This window comes from Kitasatospora sp. NPDC056327, assembly GCF_042261735.1.
GTDB lineage: Bacteria > Actinomycetota > Actinomycetes > Streptomycetales > Streptomycetaceae > Kitasatospora.
Genome location: NZ_JBHJRC010000001.1, coordinates 15,025 through 35,519, shown reverse-complemented (window position 1 = coordinate 35,519; position 20,495 = coordinate 15,025). Strand labels below are relative to the sequence as shown.

Annotated in this window: 14 protein-coding genes; all 14 read right to left on the bottom strand. The window is 72.0% G+C overall.

Annotated features, from left to right (window positions below; translation table 11 throughout):
* Positions 1 to 7: 7 nt before the first annotated feature.
* Positions 8 to 3,718: a beta-propeller fold lactonase family protein gene (locus ACFCX4_RS00130; protein ID WP_376137485.1), complete on the bottom strand. Its 3,711-nt coding sequence runs from the start codon at positions 3,716 to 3,718 to the stop codon at positions 8 to 10.
* A complete protein-coding gene (locus ACFCX4_RS00125; RefSeq protein ID WP_376137483.1) occupies positions 3,715 to 7,041 on the bottom strand; it encodes a baseplate J/gp47 family protein in 3,327 nt (1,108 codons plus the stop codon). The genes ACFCX4_RS00130 and ACFCX4_RS00125 overlap by 4 nt, the downstream gene beginning before the upstream one ends.
* On the bottom strand, positions 7,038 to 7,649 hold the full coding sequence (locus tag ACFCX4_RS00120; protein WP_376137481.1) for a phage tail protein: 612 nt from the start codon (positions 7,647 to 7,649) through the stop codon (positions 7,038 to 7,040). The genes ACFCX4_RS00125 and ACFCX4_RS00120 overlap by 4 nt, the downstream gene beginning before the upstream one ends.
* Positions 7,650 to 7,652: 3 nt before the next feature.
* A complete protein-coding gene (locus ACFCX4_RS00115; protein ID WP_376137479.1) occupies positions 7,653 to 9,788 on the bottom strand; it encodes a hypothetical protein in 2,136 nt (711 codons plus the stop codon).
* 3 nt (positions 9,789 to 9,791) lie between these two features.
* Positions 9,792 to 10,193, bottom strand: coding sequence for a GPW/gp25 family protein (locus ACFCX4_RS00110; protein WP_376137477.1), 402 nt, complete (start codon positions 10,191 to 10,193; stop codon positions 9,792 to 9,794).
* Positions 10,194 to 10,218: 25 nt separating this feature from the next.
* The gene (locus tag ACFCX4_RS00105) at positions 10,219 to 11,955 is read right to left on the bottom strand and encodes a VgrG-related protein (RefSeq protein ID WP_376137475.1); all 1,737 of its coding nucleotides are present in this window, start codon (positions 11,953 to 11,955) and stop codon (positions 10,219 to 10,221) included.
* Positions 11,942 to 12,658 carry a LysM peptidoglycan-binding domain-containing protein gene (locus ACFCX4_RS00100; RefSeq protein WP_376137473.1) on the bottom strand — a complete coding sequence of 239 codons (717 nt, stop codon included), beginning with the start codon at positions 12,656 to 12,658 and terminating at the stop codon, positions 11,942 to 11,944. Before ACFCX4_RS00100 ends, ACFCX4_RS00105 begins: the two co-directional genes overlap by 14 nt.
* A gap of 43 nt (positions 12,659 to 12,701) precedes the next feature.
* Entirely contained in the window at positions 12,702 to 13,133 is a 432-nt protein-coding gene (locus ACFCX4_RS00095) for a phage tail protein (RefSeq protein ID WP_376137471.1), read from the bottom strand.
* 1,471 nt (positions 13,134 to 14,604) lie between these two features.
* Complete coding sequence (locus ACFCX4_RS00090) at positions 14,605 to 14,778, bottom strand: DUF6760 family protein (protein ID WP_376137469.1); 174 nt, start codon at positions 14,776 to 14,778, stop codon at positions 14,605 to 14,607.
* Positions 14,775 to 15,164, bottom strand: a complete 390-nt coding sequence (locus ACFCX4_RS00085) for a hypothetical protein (RefSeq protein WP_376137467.1) — start codon at positions 15,162 to 15,164, stop codon at positions 14,775 to 14,777. The genes ACFCX4_RS00090 and ACFCX4_RS00085 overlap by 4 nt, the downstream gene beginning before the upstream one ends.
* A gap of 17 nt (positions 15,165 to 15,181) precedes the next feature.
* A complete protein-coding gene (locus ACFCX4_RS00080; RefSeq protein WP_376137465.1) occupies positions 15,182 to 16,462 on the bottom strand; it encodes a phage tail sheath family protein in 1,281 nt (426 codons plus the stop codon).
* Positions 16,463 to 16,482: 20 nt separating this feature from the next.
* On the bottom strand, positions 16,483 to 16,923 hold the full coding sequence (locus ACFCX4_RS00075) for a phage tail protein (RefSeq protein WP_376137463.1): 441 nt from the start codon (positions 16,921 to 16,923) through the stop codon (positions 16,483 to 16,485).
* Positions 16,924 to 17,127: 204 nt separating this feature from the next.
* The gene (locus ACFCX4_RS00070; protein ID WP_376137461.1) at positions 17,128 to 18,765 is read right to left on the bottom strand and encodes a hypothetical protein; all 1,638 of its coding nucleotides are present in this window, start codon (positions 18,763 to 18,765) and stop codon (positions 17,128 to 17,130) included.
* A 28-nt stretch (positions 18,766 to 18,793) separates the two neighbouring features.
* Entirely contained in the window at positions 18,794 to 20,146 is a 1,353-nt protein-coding gene (locus ACFCX4_RS00065) for a hypothetical protein (RefSeq protein WP_376137459.1), read from the bottom strand.
* Positions 20,147 to 20,495 lie beyond the last annotated feature (349 nt).

The window sequence follows — 20,495 nt, the reverse complement described above, 5'->3', positions numbered from 1 at the left end:
GCGACGATCAGTTCCTCTCAACGTCCGGGCCGTACGCGGCCCGGGGGTCGATGCCGGTGTCGGCGGTCTTCTCCTTGACGTGCGAGGTCGTGTCGACGACGACAACCGACGTCGGGGCGTCTGCGGCGACCGATGTCGGGGCGCGCCCGGAGTCGGTGAGGTAGATCTTCACCCCGGCCGGGTCGGCGACGACATCGACCGGACCCTTCGTGTTGGTCATCCGGTACCGGACGGTGCGCGTGGCAGCGTCGATCACGTAGAGGGTGTCGTTGCCGTGCCCGGTGACGTAGACCTGCGTCCCGTCCGGCGACACGGCGACCTCCCTCGGCTCGGCTCCCGGATCGAGCCCGATGGGGGTGCCGTCCAGGACGGGCGGGCCGAGGGTCAGTGTCGTGAGCCGGGTGCCGTACGCGAGGTGGGCGGTGTCGCCGTCGGGCGCGAAGGCGACGGCGGCGGCGCTGGCGCACTCGCGCTGTCCGGCGAGCCTTGGCCGTGCGGGGTCCACGAGGTCGAGCACCAGGACCCCGCCGGACGGCGCGGCGACGGTCGCGTAGGCGTAGCCGCCGGACCGGTGGACGGCCAGGGCACCGATCGGTCCCGGCACGGCGAGGTCGTGGCCCGGCAGCCGGGTGAGTCCGCGTCCGGCCCGGCCGAGGGCGACGACGCCGATCCGGGCGGGGTCCTGGCAGGCGACGTAGGCGTACCGGGCGGACGGGTGGACCGCCACGGCGGTCGCTGCGGGCAGTCCGACGGCCCCGGCTCCGCGCAGCAGGCGCGGAGCGTCCTCGGCCGCGAGGTCCAGAACCCGTACGCCGCCGGAGTCCGGGGTCTGGTCGCACAGGTACAGCAGCTCACCGGAGGGGTGCACCGCGAGTCCGGCCGGGACGGTGCCGGGGACGGGGATCGGGGTCTCGCTCGGGTGGTCCGGATCGTCGATCCCGATCACCCGGATCCCCGGCAGGCTCCGGTCCGCCACGTAGATGCGCGGCTCGGCGGGGTGGGCCGCGGCACCGCCCAGCCGGCTCCCCTCGCACTCCAGCGTGGCCGTCGGCGCCCCGCCGGCCATCGGCGGCGCCGCGTACACCTGTGAGTCACCGGTCAGGTACACCCGGCCCCCGCGCGGGTCGACGGCCAGTCCCCGGACCGGGCCGGGCAGTGGGTCCGTCCGGTCGCCGCTCTCCGCCGGGCTCGGGTCGCGGCGCAGCACGGTGACGTCGTCCGTCCCCTGGCCGACGACGTACGCGTGGACGCCCTGTGGCGAGCAGGCGACGCCGGTGGGGGCGGATCCGGGCGGCAGGGTGAGCGGGGCCTCCGCCTTCCGGGCGGCCGGATCGACCACGGTCACGGTGTCGTTGCCGTGCCCGGTGACGACGGCGTACGCGCTGTCCGACGTGCAGGCCACGTCCCACGGGCCGGTGTCGGCGCGGAGCCGTACCGGGTACACGCGGTCGCGCAGCACGGACACGGATGGGCTGTGGCTCGCGAGGCCGGCGTTGACGACGTACAGCAGTCGGCCGTCCGAGGAGCGCAGCGCCTCGTGGGGGGCGTCGAACCCGCCGGTCTGCTGGGTGATGGTCTCCTGCTTCTGGAGGCGGTTGTCCTTGAGGGTGAGGACGAAGACCGCCTGTGCCTCCTGGTCGGTGGCGAACAGGACCCGGCCGTCCTTGGACATCGACAGGCCGGTGAGGCCCTTCGCGTCCACCGGCCTGATGGCGTCCTCGACCGAGGCCACCTCGTAGCCGTTTGGCTTCAGGACGAGGACGGAGATGGCCTGGTTCGCGGCGTTGGCGACGTAGAGGACGCCGTCGTGGACGACCACGCCCCTCGGCTGGGCGAGACCGTGGGACGAGTCCTGGATGACATGTGGTGCACCGGTGTCGGTGTTGAACACCGTCACCGATTTGTTGCCGGAGTTCGCGACGTAGAGCAGCTTCCTGTCCTCCGCCAGCCAGGTGCCGTAGGGGAAGTCGAGTTCCTGCGTGAACGACCTCTGCCATCGTCCGGTCGTACCGTCGAGGACGGAGACCTCGCCGCTGTTGTAGTTGGCCACGTACAGGGTCGAGCGGTCCGCGGTCACGGCGATTCCGTGCGGCCGGTCGAAGTGGCCGTCCTCCTTGCTGATCAGCCAGCTGCGCTGGACGGAGCTGCCCGCTGCATCCAGTTCGAGGACCGACACTGTGCCGTCGGCCTCTTCGCTCGACACGAAGTTGGTGACGTACAGGACGCTGCGGCCGTCGAGCGGCGCGGCGGCCAGTCCGACAGGCATCCGGAACTCTCTGTCCGTCAGCTGTCCGATCTTCTCCGCGCCGGCCCCGATCACCGAGAGCGTGTCCCGGCCCGAGTCGGCGGTGCAGACGTACCGCCCGTCCGGGGTGGCCGCGATACCCCGGGGTGCGGCGCCGACACCGAGCGGGATCGCCTCCTGCTGCTTCGTCGCGCCGGGATCGAGCACACGGACGTCGTCGGTGCCTGCAGCGGTGATGTAGGCCCGGGTCCCGTCCGGCGCGTACGTGACCGCCCTCGGCGCGGCCCCGCCGCCGAGGTCCAACGGCGTGCCGACGGTGAGGTCGTCGGACAGCGTGACGGGCGTGACCTTGTCCTTCTCGTCGTCGGTGACCAGCAGGCGCTCGCCGCCCGGGGCGACCGCCAGCGACACCGGCGCCTTGTCCACCGGCTTGCGGTTCACCACTCTGGGTCCGCCGCAGTAGACGGCGATCAGTGCGCCGGCCGCGTGGTCGGTGACCCATGCGTAACTGCCGTCGGCTTTGAACGACACGGCGATCGGGGCGGTGCCCAACAGGAACTGACGGGCCGTCCGGGTTGCCGTGTCGATGACGCTGAGGCTGCCTGCGGTGTGGTTGACGGTGTAGGCGAACGACCCGTCGGGGGCAAAGGCGACCGCGGCGGGACGGCGGCCGACGGTAATGGTTCGGGCACCGCCTGCGGGCAGCCCGGTGTCGGGGGACAGCCGGACGGCGGTGACGGTGCCGGCTCCGTAGTTCGCGACGTAGAGGAGGTCGCCGCCCGGGTTCACCGCCAGGGCTCTCGGCCGGCTGCCGACGGTAACGGTCGCCACCGACGGCCCCGCCTGCTGCGCGGCGCGGACTACGGACACCGTCCCGGAGCCCCAGTTGGCGATGTACGCCGCCCCGGCGCTCGGGTGCACCGCGACCGCCCTCGGGCGGTCGCCGACGTCGATTGTGACCGTGGCGCCGGTGCCGTCGCCCGTGCGCGGGAGGATGGTCACCGTCCGGGCGCCCCAGTTCGGCACGAACGCCCGGCCGGTCACTGCGTCGACGGCGATCGCTGACGGCTGCGCACCCACGGGGAGGTCCGCACCCACCTTCGTCGGTTGCAGCGGATCGCTCGCGATGTCGAGCAGGGACACCGAGTCCGCTCCCCGGTTCACCACGTACGCGTAGTCCGCCCCGGCGCTCAGCGCCACCGCCCGGGGCAGCAGGCCGACGGTGACGTCGGGCCCCCGCTTGACGGCCTGCGGGTCACGGGCGTCGATCACGGACACCGTGCCCGGCACCGTGCCGTCCCGTCCCTCGTTGACCACGTATCCCACGTGGGCGGGGCTCAGGACCACGGCCCGTGGACCGATCCCGACCGGAATGTCGTCCCCGACCCTCTTCAGCTCGCCGGGCTCTCTCAGGTCGATGAAGGACACCGAGTCGGCGCCCCGGTTGGCCACCAGCATGTACGGGAAGTTCATGCTCCGCCCGCCTTCCGCCATTCGCCCGGGCCGGTGACCCGCACATCGTGTCCGACCGAGTAGACGCACTGGTCGGCGTCGCACACGAGGGTGTCCACCGGTGCTCCGATGTCGCCGGTCCGGGGATCCGCTGGGCGCAGGCGTACTTCGGGTACCCGCTCGACGCCGGGGAGGTCGACCAGCACCCGGTACGCCTCGCCGAGCCGCACGGCGCGCCCCAGTGGCCAGCCGGTTCCCTGCGGTCCGCCGTCGACCGGGCTGAAGCAGCGGTACAGGGCGCGTTCGGCGGCCACCCGCAGTGCCTCGCGCTCCGCGCCGGTGAGCGGGGCCTGCGGCACGATGTCGGCCGTGACGTGCACGCCCAGGTAGCGCGGTGGCTCGACCCACACCGGCACGTCCGGGGGCATCCGCGCGGCCAGGGCCGCGAGCAACGCGTCCACGGCCTCCTGCGACGGGGTCAGCAGCGGGTAGGGGAACCACCCGCGGGCGTCGGGGGTGATCGCGGGCACGACCAGCAGGCGCACCCCGAGCTGGGTGGTGCCGCCGGACACGTCGGTGTAGCCGGACTGCCCACCGGTCGCCGGCCCGCGGTTGTACACGGCGACGGCACCCGCCGAGGCCGGCGGCACGAGACGGGTGACAGTTCCCGTCGGCACGTCGATCCTGCCGCGGGTGACGGTGTAGGAGCCCTGTACCGAGATCGTCGCTCCCTGGGGCGGGATCATGCCGTGTTGGCGGGGGTCGCTGTAGGGGACCTCCGGACCGAAGTGCACCCGGCCAGTACTCGCGTTGACGACCGTGTGCTTGTCGTTCGGTCCGGAGTTCCGGAAGTCCTTGACGGTCGTCCAGGGCTCCCCGTCCACCGCCACCTGGGGGAGCCGGTCCCCGCGCACCGGCGCGTCGAGGAGGATGTACGACTGCCCGGGCGCGCCGGTGGACGTCCGGGTGTCCGTGACGGATCCCGCCACGGACTGCTCGGCCGGTACCTCCCCGGTCTGCCCGGTGTCCACGAAGACGGTGTACCTGGTGTCGTCCTGCCGCTCCGGGTCCTGGATCTGCAGGACCAGCTCCGGCGGTGCGACAGACGGCGGCTCCCCAGTAGTGTCCAGCACGTCGCGCCACGCGGCCGCGTCGGACAGCCGCACTGCGTGGGCGTCGACGGCCTCCCCTCCCAGCGTGGCCTTCTCCGCTGCGGCGCCGGTGTAGAAGCAGTTCTCGATGTCCCACCAGAGGCGCTCGGTGTCCGCGCAGTACACCGAGAGCGGGAGCCGTGCTCCGGGGAACGCGGGATCGCGCCGGACCCACAGGGTGAGGCTGGTGGCGCGGGTGCCGACCGGGACGGCTACCGCTGCGAGGACCAGGCCGATGTCGTGGTCGACGTCACCGCCGACGGTGTCCGAGCCCGTCAGGACCCCTGCGGTGTTCGGGGTGCGCCGCTCGAACATGTCCTGCGGGTCGGACGGCCGGTCCTTGAGGCGCAGCGGGGTCACCGTGGTGGTCGCGGGGCTCGCGCGCCGCGCGGTGTCGGTGGTGGTGAAGACGACGGGCGGGGAGTCCGCGGTTCTCACCTGGGATCCCGCCGACACCTCGTCGGTTCCCGCCGCCACCGTGAACACCACCTTGACTTCGGTCGGCTCCCACTGCGTGTAGTTGTGGGCCGGGTCGAGGACGTCTCCGGGGTCCCTCGGCAGGTGGTGCGCCCGCGCCATGCCTGCCGCCGAGCCCAGCGCGATCCGCTCGTAGTCGCCCGGCACAACGGCCCGCTCGGGCACGGTGCTGCCGAGCGGCGCCCGCCGTGCGTACGCCGTCATGCTCTCGACGGCCCTGCCGCCGGTCGCGGGCGCCAGGTTGACGACACCGGCGACGTACGGGAGAGGCGTGTGCATGACGGTGATCGCCCCGGCCGGGACGTTGCCGTCGCCGCCCCCGCCGGTGAAGTAGTGCGGGACGCGCAGGCGGGCGCCCGGCGGGAGCAGCGCGCCGAACCTGCGTGGCCCAACGGTGTCCTGGCCCTGGGCCGCGAAGACCGCTTCCCCGGTGCGGGCGTCGAGCGCGAAGTGCCGGTCGTCCGGGCCGGATCCGGCCAGGGAGTCGACGTGGTTCCACCGTTCGGTGGTTCCGTCGGGGTGGACGGCGTCGACGGCCAGGCTGCCTGCCCGGATCACGGGCGGGTGGGCGAACCGGAATCGCTCCCCAGAGCGCCCGCGGGCGGTGCCGAGCAGTTCGTCCTGCACCAGCTGGGCCTGGATGACGGGCACCAGGACCGACATGATCGGGTTGAGTACCAGGGAGGCGAGGGGCCCGGGCTTCGGCGCCGCGCTCCGCACCCGCAGCAGGCCGACGCCGGAGAACTCCTCGGAGTGCCCGGATCGTTCCGGCGGCGACGACAGCACAACGGCGGTCTCGGCCTGGGTGAGGGGCAGCGCCACGGTGACGCGCCCGTCGCGGGTCAGCCCTGCGGTGCCGTCGCCGAGCACCTGGCACTCGATCCAGTGCGTGCCCTGCCACACCTCCCAATGGACCTCTCCCGGCGCGGTGCCCTCATGGCCGGCGTCGCGCCCGGTCGGCTTCGGGACGGTCACGCCGAACGTCAGCCAGGCACCGGGGGCGGGCGCCGCCAGCACCACGAGCGGGTACCGCTCGGTCGGCACGCCGGGTTGTCCGGCGTCGCGCCGCCAGCGCGGGAGTCCCTGCGTCCCACCGGCGCCGGGGAAGCAGGCCGGGAGGTAGGGCGGGCCGTCGGGCGCTAGGCGGGCCGCCTCGGGCCACGGCTCGACGTACGCCGTGCCGCTGCCCCACGGGCCCGCCAGTCGGGCCGAAGGCTCCGGCCGGCCGCCGGTGAAGGAGGTGCCGCCGGTGGGGAGGGCGGCCATCGTTCCCGTGAACGTGCCCTGTTCCTGCCACCCTTCGAACCAGCCGGCCAGGAGCAGGTCGACCGGTCGCAGCAGCACGTCCGCCACCGTGCTGAAGACCACCGGCTCACCCTCCGGCGCCTGGGTGGCCACCTCGATCCCGGCCGGGATCCGCACCTCCTCCGCGGTGGGGGCGGTGAGCTGGAACACCACGTACGCGCCGGCCGGGGAGGCCTGGTCGGGGTGTGCGCCGAGCAGCCGCAGCATCGCCAGGCGGTGCTGGTCGGGGGCGCGGTTGACGCGGTCGGCCAGGGCCAGCGCCATGTCGGTGCACGCCTCCAGGAGGGCGCTGCCGGCATCGCCGGGCGAACTTCCGCTCCACTCAGGCGCCTTGGTGCGCACGGCGGTGACCGCGTCGAGCATCATGCCGTCGCGGTCGCGTCCGTCCAGTGCGGGGGTGGGCAGGGTCATCGGCGTGGTGTCCGTCCGTCGGCGGGTGGCCGGGTGGTGGTTGGGGCGTTCGGTGCGTTGACCTCGACCCGGTGCGGCAGGTGCGCCGGGCAGTGCGCCTGCACCAGCCGCTCCAGTTGCTGGGTCGTGGTGGCGATGTCGGTGTCGCTCGGGACGGTGAGTCGCACGAGCAGGGTCCGGCCGCCCTGCCAGGGGCTCCCGTCGTCGTGCACCCCGCCGGGGTCCGCGAGGACGAGCGACCAGCCGTGAATCAGCAGGGCCTCCGTCTTCAGGGCCTCCGCGGTGCCCCGGCGCGCGTTCAGCCACGGGGCAAGGTCGATCGCGGCCCGCCGTTGCCGTTCCGACCAGCCGGATTCGACCCGCGCACCGGTGATGCGGGCCAGCCAGTCGAGGAAGGCCGCCGGGGCCTGCCACGGGTCGAACACATCGGCAAGCTCGTCCAGGGCATGCTCCGCAGGGCCGGTCAAGGCTCTGATGCCGTCGGCGAACGCCTGCACGACCGGGTCGTGCGCGTAGATCGAGGGCAGGTCACGGCCGATCGGAGAGGCGGCGGCCGGCTCCGGCGCTTCCGGGGTGCCGACGAGGACGTCGGTGTCGTCCCATGTCATCGCTCAGTCCTCGGGGTTGACGACGGAGACCGTGACCTTCTCCAGGCGCACCAGGGCGTTGTCCGGTACGGGGACCCGTTGCGTCCTCGTCCCGTCGCCCCCGGTCAGGTCGATGCCGAAGGTGCGCCGCACCTCCGGCAGCTGCTCCAGGGCGATGCCGACCTCGCCCGCGTAGACGGCCTGCCCCCAGGGCCAGCCCTGTCCCGAGCGCCCGCCCGCCGTGGGGTGGAACCAGTGGTGCAGACGGCGGGTTACGGCGGCCGTGACGGTGCTCGCGGTGTCGGCCCACGGCTGCACCTCGACCTCGATCCCGAACGGGACGTACTCGGCCTCGCGGAGCCGCAGGCGCTCGCCGAGCAGTCGCAGCCGCTCCACACAGCCGGCGGCCTCCTCCTTGACCGCCTCCGGGTCGCCCGGGGTGAACTCCTCCTCGGGGCTTCCGGCCGGTTCCGGCACCAGATGGACGGCCAGGCCCGCGTCCTCGCTGCGCCAGATCGCCGGGCAGGTGTCGGCGCCCTTGAGGAAGTAGAAGGTGCCGTCGGGTGTCACGGCGACCGTGTCCGGCGACCGCCGCACTTGGTAGGGCAGGCCGGGGAAGCCCGCGGCCAGGGTGGACACGACGGCCGGCCGCCCGTCCACCGGGGTGAGCTTCCTGGCCCCGGGGTCGAAGCGGTAGGCGCGGTGGCAGTACCGGTCGTCCTTGACGAAGAACACCTCCCACGAGCCGTCGGCGTTCGCGGTCGCGCAGAATCCGTCGAGGTCGGCGGTGAAGAAGGCGTCCAGCCCGGGGAACTCCTCGGTGATCGGGCGCGCGTCGGCGCCGTCCCATTGGCAGGACTCGCCCTTGAACCAGAGCCGGGCGCTGTCGGCACCGGCCCGGAAGCGGAAGACCGCGTCGGGGGCGGCGCCGAACGGGGAGCTGTCGTCCGCCGGACACGGCTCCGGGGCGCGGGAGCGCACGGTTGCGAAGCGGTACGGCTGTTCGTCGAACGGGATCCGCAGGCAGGACTCCCCCGCCCAGTAACCGACCCACCGTTCGTGCTCGTCCCAGTCGACGCAGGCCGCGTCGACGTTCGCCGGCCGGGCGGGCACGCTCAGCGCGGTCGGCACGTCGGGGTCCGGGCGGCGGCAGAGTGCCGTGACCCTCACGCGGGCGAGTCCGCGTACCTGCTCACCCAGCACCCGCTCGTAGTCGTGCGTGGTGACAGCCCGGTGCAGCGGCACCAGGCCGAGGTACGTGCGGTCCAGCGCCTCCTGCCAGGACTCCTCGTCACCTCCCGCGCGCAGGACGGCGTCGATGGTCACGGACAGCGTCGCGGGGCTGGTGAGCGTCTCCAGCTCCGTCCCGACCGGCAGGTTGCCGCGCCGTCCGCCGCCCGCGGCGTACGTCGCGGTGACCACCGCGCCTTTCTGCGGGATCGCGCCGTGCCGGCGGGGCCGGTCGGCGTACGGCACCACCGGTCCGAACTCCATCTCGCCGGCCGTGTCGTCCCACCGGACGTCCTTGTCGTCCTCGCCGGTATTGGCGAAGGTCGGCACCTGGCGCCAGTTCTCGCACCGGCCGACGACACAGACCCGGACCTCGACGGCCGGTTCGGAGGAGGCCGTCACGCCGTGCCACGGGCGCCGCGACGTCGCGAAGCGCTGGCCGGGGTGGCCGGTGGAGACGCCCACGGGCTCGTGGACGACCTGCTCCAGGTGCCAGGCTTCGGCCGTGCCGCTGAGCTCCCCTGCCGCAATGGCAACCCCGACGACAGTGGTATACACCACCGGCTGCGGTCCGACGCTGGAGACCGCGGTGCCCGCGGGGATCTCCACGACCTCCTGCCGAACCCCGTCGAGGGTGAACCGGAGGGTGACCCGGGCCGGTGATGCCGGGGCCGGGGCGACGCCCATCAGCCGCATCAGCGCGGTCCGTTGGCGTGCGGGAAGCCGGTTCGCGCGGTAGCCGAGCCGGTCGACGCGTTCCGCGCACGCCTCGATCAGCGTGATGCCGGGGTCGGAGACGTTGTGATCGGTCCAGCGCGGAGCACGGCCTGGCAGCGACCGTTTGGCGGCGTCGACCAGCAGCTGGAAGCGAAGGTCGTCGAGATCGGGTACGGGCAGCACGGCGGCCTGCGGCGGGGTCGGAAGGGTCACTGGTCAGCTCCCCGGCGGTACGGGCGGCAGCGTGTAGAACGGGAAGACGAGGTTGCGCGGCTCGTTGGTGGTACCCACCCGGTAGCGGATGTCGAGGTACAGCACCCCGGGGTCCTCGCGGTCGAGTCCGAACACGATGTCGGTCACCTCGATCCGGGGCTCCCAGCGGTCGAGGGCCTGCCGCACCTCCATCTCGGCGCGGGTCGCGGTGCCGGCGTCGAGGGGGTCGAAGACCAGCTCGTGCACCCCGCAGCCGAACTCCGGCCGCATCCGCCGCTCGCCCTGCACGGTGCCGAGGATGATGCGGATGGCCTCCTCGATGTCGGTGGGACCGCCCGTCAGGACCACCTGGCCGGTCGGCGAGATCACTGCGGGGTGGGCCCAGCCCGAGCCGATGATGTCCATGAACGCTGTCCTCCGATGCGTTCGGTCAGTTGATGTGCACGGGTGTGCCGGTGATGGTGGTCCGTTGCCCTGCCAGCGTCAGCTCACCGGCGGTGGCCTCGATCGACACGGTGCCGGCCCGCAGGGTGAGTTCGCCCCGTTCGCCGGCGTCGATGGTGAGCGAGCCACTGCCGTCCAGGGTGAGGGTCACCGCGTCACTCCCCTCGCCCGCCGAGAGCTTGATGGTGGTGGTGCCGCGGTCGAGGTACGCGGTGAGCTTGTCGTCGCCGGACACCAGCCGCACGCCGCGCGCCCCGTCGGGCACGTTGAGCAGTTCCACCCGGTCGCCCTCGCGCGAGCACAGCGAGCGACGGTTGGCCCGGCCCTCCGGACCGACCAGCGGGATCGAATGGTCGGTCGGCCGGTCCTGGCCGTTGTACAGCCCACCGATCACGAACGGCCGGTCCAGGCACCCCTGTTCGAAACCGACCAGCACCTCGTCGCCCACATCCGGAACGACCATCCCCCCGCCGCCCTTGCCGCCCCACTGCACGGTGCGCGCCCAATCGGTGACGTACTCCCCTGACAGCCACGGGAGTTGAACGCGCACCGCGCCCTGCCGCCCGGGGTCCGGCGCGCGGTTGTCTGTGACCACACCCACGGCAAGGCCGCGACCGATCATCGAGTCCGGCGCTGGGACGATCGGCGGCGGCGGGGGGCCCGTCCTCACCCGGGTGCGGTACCCGTTGACGCCGTCGATGACGTGGTCGCAAGCGGTGACGGTGTAGGTGCCGGCGAACGGCGGGCCGACACCGGCCAGCTCAACGACGGACCCGACTCGCAGGCGCGGCGTACCGTAGACCTCCGCGTCGAGCTCCGCCATCGCCGCAGCGCTGTCCGCGGCCACGGCGCGCGCCGCCGCCTCGACCTGGGGGCCGGTGCCGAACGGCCGCCCGCTGACCACGAGTTTCACGTCGTCGGGCCGGTCGGTGAACGCCTTCACCGCGTCACCGGGAGTGACCCCGACGCCGTACGCATCGCTCCTGGCAGCAGACGCGTTGCCCACCAACGCCTTCTTCTGCTTGACGTCCCAGCCCCGCACCTCGGCGGCACCGACCTGCCCGGACGACGAGAGCCCGGTCCGCAGCCTGACGAGGTTGTCGCGGTAACGCAGCACCACGGGCTTCGCCCTGCGATCGCCCCCGTCGCCGTGGACGGTCGGGCGCCGGCGCAGACCGACGGACTTCCCGTCCACGGCGAGCACCAGTCCACGCTGTTGCGCCTGGTGGGTGAGGAACTCCCAGTCCGTGAGGTTCGGCTGCGCGAGGTACGGGATGACGGTCGACTCGACGTCGACCCGGCCCACCGTCAGCTCGTGTCGACGAGCGATCCGGGCCACCACCTTACCGATCGTCATATTGGTGTACGCCTCGATGTGCCGCCCCTGAGTCAAGCGGTGTTCCCGGTTCATACCGGTGACCGTGGTGAACACCCCGCCGTCGGTCACCTCGGTCTCGAAGGCGACCACCTCGCCCGTGAAGATCCTCACCGGGGCCCGGGCCCCGGTCATGACCGACACCACGAGCGGGCTGCCGAACCGCACCCCGAGCGCCGCGAGAACACCGTGGCCGTCGTCCAGGAAGCGCACGACGGCCCGCGGCGGTTTGCCCGTCTCGGTGTAGACGCCCACCTCGGTGAGGTTTCCCGCCCATGGTTCCTTCAGCGCGTGGGTGAACTCGACCACGGCCTGGGCCACGTACGACCGTTCCCTAGTGTCCCCCATCGTCGTCCCCCTCCAGGACCGGCACGCTCAGCACGCTCCCCAGTTCCAGTCGCGCCGGATCGTCGATGTCGTTGACCTCGGCGATCGCCCGCCAGCCGGGCGGATACCCGTAGGCGCGCCAGGCGATCAGCGGAAGCGAGTCGCCCGCCACCACCCGGTGCACGCCGGTCGGGCCGTCGGCCCCGGAGGTCGGATTCTGCCCGGGCGTGGCGCCGCCGACCTCCGTGAGCGTCAGGTGGCAAGTGGCCCGCAACGGCGTGCCGTCGTGGGCGAAGCGGGTGTACGCGGCGTTCGCCTGCGACACGTACGCGAAGAAGGCCGTGGTGCGCGAGCGACCCCACTCCAGCCGCACCCACGGCGCCGACGTGCCGTTGTCGACCGCGCTCTTCGGCGTCGGGAAGCAGCAGCCGAGCAGCAGCTCCACGTCGGCCTGCACACCGGACCGGCCGTCGCCGCCGTCGAGGAACACCTCCAGGCTCATGCTGCGGGGCTCCGTGGAGATGTACTGCGGGCGGGGAACCCCCTTGGCGGCGGCCCGGCTGCGCTCCCACCGGGCCTGCGTGGAGACGCTGATCCGTTCGGGGTTGAAGTGCAGGCGAAGCCGGTGGCGTTCGGGGCCCGGGCTGTTGCCGCTGCCTGCCGGAGGGTCGTGGACGATCAGGGTGGCGCGAACGGGGGCGCCGCCGAAGGGCATGGGAATCATGTGCGGTTGGTCCTTCCGGGGCAGCAGCAGAGCGATGGGGCGATCACAGGGAGACGGTGAGGAAGCCGTTGTGCGCGATCTCCAAGGTCTCCCGGGCCACCTGCGACTGGTCGGCGTCGAACGAGGGGGCGCTCCAGCGCACCGGCACGACGCCGTCGAGCAGCCATCGGACGATCGGCCGCCGGTCCGGACCGAGGGCCACGAGTTGGCCGGGCAGCCGGACCGGGATGTTCACCTGCTGCTGCATCCAGGCCCAGATCAGCACGGTCTGCCAGGTCAGCGGCCGGGACAGCACGACCGGCGGGTAGCGCAGCCGGGTCGGCAGCTGCCACACCCGGCCGTTGGTGCCGCCCTCGACCCGCTCCTCCGACTCCATGACGCAGCCGAGCCCGTCGCAGCGGGTGAACGACCCCATCTCGTAGGTGCCGATGGACAGGGAGAACAGGGAACTGACGGCGAACGGCTGGTCGGCCATGGTGTGGGCACCCCGCGGCGGTAGCTGGTGGACGGTCAGATCATCGAGGTGGGTTCGGGACGGGCGACTGTCCGTAGGTCGGCGCGCGGCCGTGCCTGCGGTGGCGGTCGAGTGCCGGGAGCAGCGCCCGGACGAGCACGTCGGCCTGCGAACGGGCGAGCTCGTGCGCGAGGGCGGCCACGTCAGGAGCCGGAGGCGTGCCGGGGGGCGGCGAGGCCGCCGGCCACCAGGGTGTCCCCGGGTTCGCCGCCGGGACGGCCTGCGGCGGTGCACCGGGCTGCGGCGCGGCTTCCGAGGGCGCTCCGATCCGCGGTGCGCCCGGCTCCTGCGGCCGGGCCGCCGGGTGCCCGGCCATCGGCATGGACTGCCGCCACGGCTCGTCCTCCGCTGCCGGAGACCCGGGCGCGCCCGCGGTCGTGCCGTACGGTACGGCGGTCGGTGGCAAGGTCGAACGAGGAGTTCCGAACACGAGGCGGGGCGTCGACGGTCCTGGTCGCGACCAGGTCGGCGGGCGCGGCGCTGCCACAGGCTGCGGCGGCCCCCCGCCGGCCCGGTCAGCCGGACCGTACGAGGGTCCTGCTGGCGGATTCGCCGATCTTCCGCCGGTCGGGCTGGAGTCGCCGTGTCCGGTCGGCGGGCTCGGCATCACCACCGGCATCCGGCCCGATCGCGCACCGACGCACCGGTCGGGCTCCTCCACCGCTGTCACGTCTGGCCAGGGCAGCGTGAGCGGCACGAACGGGCCGGGCAGCGCCGCGACGGCAGGCCCGTCAGGCCCGTCAGGCCCACGAGCGTCCGCCGGTCGCCCGGGGAACGCTGCCTCGGCAGCCGGCTCCCCGGGCACAGCCGCCCCGACGGCCGGCGGCCCGGGAGCGGCTTCCCGCGCCCACACCGTGCCCCGTCGGGCGTCCGGCGCGAGGGGCGTCGGGGCGGCGGCGGGAACGTCATCGCCTCCACCGTGGTCCCGGGCTTCGACCTGTCCCCGGACTGCCGGGTGCCAGACGTCGAACGCACCCCTTCCGACGGCAGGCGCCCCTGCCACACGTCCGAGTCCGCTCCCCTGTCCCGGCCCCCCACTGCTTCCCGTGGGGGGCGCTACCGCGGCCAACGGCGGGACGAGCCGCCCCACGGCCCGCTCATGGTCGACCGACCCGGTCCGCCGCCATGCCGGGCCGGAGGCACCGCCCTCCACCAGCTCGCCGACCGGAAGACCCCGCAGCGGGCCCACCGGGCCGGCGGTGGAGCCGCCGTCACCGGTCGCCCCCGTACCGATCCACAGGTCGAGCAGTCCCGCGCAGCCTGCCAGGGGGATCGCGGCGGGGAGCAGCCGTCCACGCGCGGTGGCGGCCGGGGCTGGGAGCCAGGCCACCAGTTCGTCGCGGAGGCCGGTGATGCCGCTGGTGCGGATGCCGACGGCGGCACACGGCCACCGGACGGCTGTCGCCGACCCGGGGGTGCTGGGTCGCATGCGTCACCAATCTCCGTTGGCGTCTGGGTGGTTGACAGTGGTGTTTATCCGGGCGATCTCCCGTACCCATGCCCGCCGTTCGCCGTGGGAAAGTGTCAGCACGTCGGTCGGCGACCAGTGGAAGTGGTACGCGATGTACGCGGCCTCCGCCCGCAACTGGTCCGGGCGGAGCGTCATTCTTCCCCCAGGCGGCCCCGCGCGGACGGCACCGTGAAACTGGTGCCGCAACCAGGGCAGGCGACGGCACTCCGGGAGCCGTCCAGTCCGTTGATCTGCCGGTAGAAGTCCTGGAGGTAGGCGAGGTCGACGGCGAAGAACCGTTCCACAACCTCCGCGTGCACGTCCGTCAGGGTGCCGAGCCGGGTGATGACCAGGCTCAGGAGGACGACGCCGAGGTACGCCGGGTTCTGGCGCACCCGCTGGTCGATCAGCGGTGACAGTTCGTCGCGCGCGGTGGCGAGCCGCATGACGCCCTGCCGGTGGACGGTGCCGTGGCCGTCCACGTAGCCGTGCGGCAGCTCGAACGGGAATTGAGTACGCAGTGCGACGGTGGGGTCGGGCATCGCGACGGTGCTCCGTCTCAGCCGGTCTGGCCGGTCTGGCCGGCGATCTGGGTGATCTGGAAGTGCACGAACTCGGCGGGCCGGACCGGCGCGACACCGATGTCGCAGATCACCTTGCCGGCGTCGATGGTGTCGTCGGTGTTGTTGGTGCGGTCGCACACCACGTAGAACGCCTCGTCCGGTGTCCGGCCCAGCAGCGCGCCCAGCCGCCACTGGTCGGTCAGGAAGCTCGCCACCGCGTGCTGCAGCGACGCCCACAGGCGGTCGTCGTTCGGCTCGAACACCGCCCAGGTCGAGGACACTCTGATCGACTCCGACAGGAAACACACCAGGCGCCGCACGTTCAGGTACTTCCAGTCACGGCTCGACGACAGCGTCCGCGCGCCCCACACCAGCAGCCCCCGCCCGGGGAACACCCGAAGGCAGTCCACTCCCGCCCCGTTCAGCACGGCCTGCCGGGCGTCCGACAGCATGTCGACAGGCTCCAGAGCGTCCCTCAGCCCCACGTTCGCCGGTGCCTTGAACACCCCGCGCTCGGCATCCGTTCGCGCCCACACGCCCGCCACATGCCCGCACGGCGGCACCGGGCGGCTGACGCCGTCGATCCCGGGCACCCAGACCCACGGGTGGTACAAGGTCGTGAATGCGGCGTCGGGGTCGGTCGTGCCCAAAGTCCCCGCGAACGTCAGCAGCTTCTCATCGGTACGGCCGTCCGGGGGCGCGTCGAGAATCGCCAGCCGGTTCTTCATCTTGACGCAGTGGGCGACCACGGTCTTCATGAGGGCCGCGGCTTTCTTGTCGTCGAACTCGTCCGGTTTGTCGGTCGGGCCGGCCATCGTCCACAGGCTCGGCACGGCCACCATGCTCACCGGCTCCGCAACCTGTTCCAGGCCCAGCAGGCCCGAGCCGTTCTGCTCGTCCCCCTCCAGGTCGGCAGAGGTGAGCGGGACCTTGTACGGCACGACGACCACGTAGCAGGCACTGCCACCGTTGGCGAAGAACGCGTACACCGCCTCGGCCAGGACCAGGAACTGCTCTTTCTCGTCCGGCGCCGGAGTGACCTTCAGCAGGGCGTCCACGTCGTAGCGCGCCGCGAACACCGACCAGCTGCGGACCAGATGCGGCTTGTACCTGCGGGCCGCCTCCGCCTCCTTGGCTTCGTCGGTGGCGTAGATCTTCGGGTCGAGGTAGGCGAACCCGAGGAACGCCGGTGTGGACGTGCCGACAGCGGTGATGGTGCGGATACCGCTGGACCTCTCGTCGACGTAGACGCCAGGGGCGAGCGGACCTGTGGTCATGGTGTTCTCCGTGCCTTCGGCTATTCGACGGTGATGTCTTCGTACGTGATCGTGACTTGCTCGGTCGCGGTCGACGAGTCGCCCGCGCCGAGGGAAGGGCCCTGCCAACGCGACGCCCAGGCGTTGGACAGGTGGATGCGCCGGACGGTGTTCTTCTTGGCGTCCTTGAGCGAGATGGTGATGTTCTGCCGTGCGTTGTCGAGGTCCGCGTTGACCAGCGTGGCTTTGATCCAGTCGGTGAACGCGGTGCTCTTGTCCATGCCCCGGGTGACGGTGATCTCGCCGGTGCGGCGGGCGCCGGGCTGCTTGCGGATCAGGAGCTGACCGGTGGGCGTGACTTGACGGGTCTCCACCACGTCCTGCTCCAGACTGAGGCCGCTTACGTCGCGGACGGTCTCCACCTGGAACTTGCCGAGTTCGATGCCGAACGAATTGCTGCTGAAGGCGTCGCCGCTGAGCATGCCGGACTCCTTTCCGGTGACCGATGGCTGGGCCGAGGACGCGAAGGTGCACCCGGCGCACCAGGGCATCCATTTCGCACACCAACCGATTCGGTGCCCAATGTGACCGATTGCACACGAAGTGTCAAAGATCCCGAGCGGAGTCGGCCCCCGATGCGACCGGATGGTGGCACCGGGGGCCGAGGGAGGGTCTGCCCGCAGGCGTCAGTAGACGGTCTGCTTCATGATCACGCCCAGCGCCGGGCCGGGTGCGGACGCCTCGATCGAGACGGAGCCCTCGACCGCACCCGCCCTGAGCTTGGGAGAGACGGCCTCCCCTGTCGACCCGGTCCGCACGGTCGCGGTGGACTGCCCGTCCGGGAACTCGGCCATCGTCTGCTCGCGGATCGTGAAGGTGATCTGAGCCCCGGAAAGCGCCGCACCGCCCTTGTCGAGCGCCTTCACCTTCATCGGCTCCGGGAAGGTGCCGAACTTGGGCGCCTGCTGGCCGTTCCCCGAGACGTACTGGACCTGATCGACTGCCGCGGCCGCCTTCGTGACCTTCAGGTTCTCGAAGACCGCCGTCGCATCGGCGCAGGCCCAGGTGCCCACCACCGAGTCCGCGCCCTCTGCGACGCCCCTGAGCTCGCTGCTGGTCACCACACCGTCCACGTCGGTCGTCTGCGTGTCGCTGATCGCGTCACCGAACCGCACTGCGGAGCCCTTGACGGTGAAGGTGACCTCGACGTCGGGGCACGGGGTGGTGTCCAGCGCCATGACCTTGAGGCGGAGTCGCGAGGGGAAGGGCTCCCCCACCGCCGTGGACTGGTCGCCGCCGGAGAATCCGTCCAGGAGGCAGCCCGGGAGCGCCTGCAGGGCCTTGCCGTCGGACAGGGCGACCCACAGGGTGCCGTCGTCCGTCATCGTGAGACCCGCCGGCCTGGATCCGGCGCCCATCCGGATCCACCGGGGCTCACTGGTGCCGGGCAGGACGTACCCCACCCGATCGTCCGACTGGCAGGTGAACCAGAGGATTCCGCCGGGGGTGGGCCGCAGCGCCCGCACCTGGGCAGGGAGGGTGACGGCGGGAAGAAGGAACGCCCGTTCCTTCACTGCGAACCGGTACAGGGCCTTCCCGGCGGTCGCCACCCAGACGGTGTCACCGGCCGGGGTGAGCGCGAGGTCACGCGGCTGCTGCCCGGCCGGCAGCTTCACCGGGTCGCCGAACCTGCCCGTACTGGGGGCGTACGTCGCCACGTACTCCCCCTCCGGCGAGCTGACCCAGTACTCGGCCGCCGCCGACTTGTCACTGCGGGCGGCGATGCCGTACAGCCGCTTCCCGCCCGGGGACGTGCCCGAATACGCCACGCTGTAGTTGCCGTCGGCCGTGGGGGTGCAGAACGCCAGCACGTTCGTGTCCGACAGCGGTGCGACGAGTCTCAGCCCCTTGCCGGTGCCGTCCGAAGCGAGCACCAGCGCGTGACACTGGGACGGGCCTGCGTCACTGGCGGGGATCGGCGTGTACGCCCCGTTGAGGCACCGGATGAACCCGGGCTTGTTGTCGCGCCACTGCACGGTCCAGACCCCGCGGCCCGGCCACGCGACCAGCACGCCCGCACCCGCGGTCGCGAACTGCCACGGGAACACCTGGGGCTCGTAGGGCTGTTGTGACGCGGCCGCGCCGATCAGGCCCTTCGTGGTGAGGAACCACAGCCGCCGATCCGTGGCGTCCCAGGCGACGGAGACCGGCGCCGCGCCGGCCGGAAGAGCGATGCGACCGGCGGTGTCCTGCGCTGCGACCTCGTAGGCCGCGTCCCCCACCGCCGAAGGCGGCGATTCGGCGCGGGCAGCGGAGCCGACCATCGGAGTAGCTCCTTCCTGAACAGGCATGTCAGCCACCGGTCTTCGTGATGTCGATGGAGGTACGAACACCCGTGGTCTCGCACTCCAGACCGACGCTCAGCCCCAGTTCCTCGACCTCCGGTCCCGCCACGATGTCGGGAACCACGGCCCGACCCTCGACATCGGTGGTGATCACCACGACGCTCCCACCATCGGCAAAGGAGGACCGGCCGTCGAGGCGGCACGTGAGCGGGATGCCCGGGACACGGCGCCCGGTCGCGACGAACTCGACAGTCAGCGGCCTCCCGATCGTGGTGCCCACCCGAGCCGACGTCTGGGGCTGCTCGACCAGCTGGGTCTGGCCGAACATCAGGCTGTGATCGCGCGCTGCAAGCGTGGCCAGGGGATACATGCCGACAAAGCTCTTGGACTGGTTCGTGTACCAGATATTGCCGTCCGGGCCGACACAGATGCCCATCGCGCTGCTGCTGGGGGGCAGCTGAATGCTCGACTTGTTCTTGATGTCCGCCTTCGCGATCTTGTAGAGGTACTGCCCGGCGGCGACCCACACGTACTTGTTGGGGCCGAAGACCAATTGCCATGGCGCGCTCTGGAGCTGGTCGCTCACCGTCCAGGTACCGACCTGCAGGTCGTACCGCCACACGAGATTCTGCCCGGAGCCCTGCGTGGTCACCCACACGGACTCCTCGTCCGCGGCAAGGTACACGGGGCGTGCAGCCGCGTTCGGCAGTGTCAGCTTGTCCCACTGGGAGGCTCCTACCGTCATGCGAAAGATGCCGTTGACGGTGGCGGCAGGAGAGACGGCGGTGTTGGACTGCCCCGCCACCCAGTACTGCTGCTTCCTCGTCGATGGATCGATGGCCACCGTGATGCCCCACAACCAGGTGTTCTCGGTGATCGCCGGCGTCATGGAGGCGTTCCCGTCCTTCGGGTCGAGCAACGCCACGTACCTGTTCTTCGGCTCGCTCACCGCGAGCATCCAGCGAGGTGAGGTCTCGGTACCGAGCTTGACGAGCGCAATGTCCTCGGGCGTTCCCTCCCTCTGGAGCGGGTGCGCGGTGAACGTCCGTTGCGAGAGATTGAACTCGAACACCGGGTCGATCATGTTCGGCGTTGCCGGCGCCGCGAACCACATCCGGTTGTTCCCGTACGGGTCGGCAAGAATCCTCGCCCCGTACTGCGGGGCGAAGTAGCTGGCCGCCGTCTGCTCCGCAGGCGCCTCTGGGGCGAATCCCACCAGCTGGGAGCTGCGGGTGGTCACCCAGATGCGGCCGTCCTTGCCGGTGGCAAGCGATTGCAGCGTGGGGCCGCCATTGATCTGGTACTCCTGAGGTTGAGATGCCACGCGTCGTACTCGCTTTCCGAGGACGAGCAGAGCCACAGCCAGGAGGTACCGGGCGCCGGCCGGTTCGTCCCGAGTGCGCCCGACCACGACGATCCCCGCGATGCCCCGACCGACGAGCGGTGCCCGCGCGGCGGCGAATCTGCCATGAAGTTTGGATACGAACCCCCCGACTCAGACTCATCGTGCGCGAGCTGCCCCGCAAGCCGCGCCCGCTCGGCGGGCGATCCGCTACCTGCGGGTTCCGATAGCCCGTTCGGGTTCCGGGAGGTGAGAAGCAGCACGCTCGAAGGGAATGGTGACCGCGTCATTGCCACCGGGGCGGAGCGCCGGACGCCCCGACCGGCGCGTCTCGCGCGGCCGCGCCCTTGATCACGCCCGCTGACGC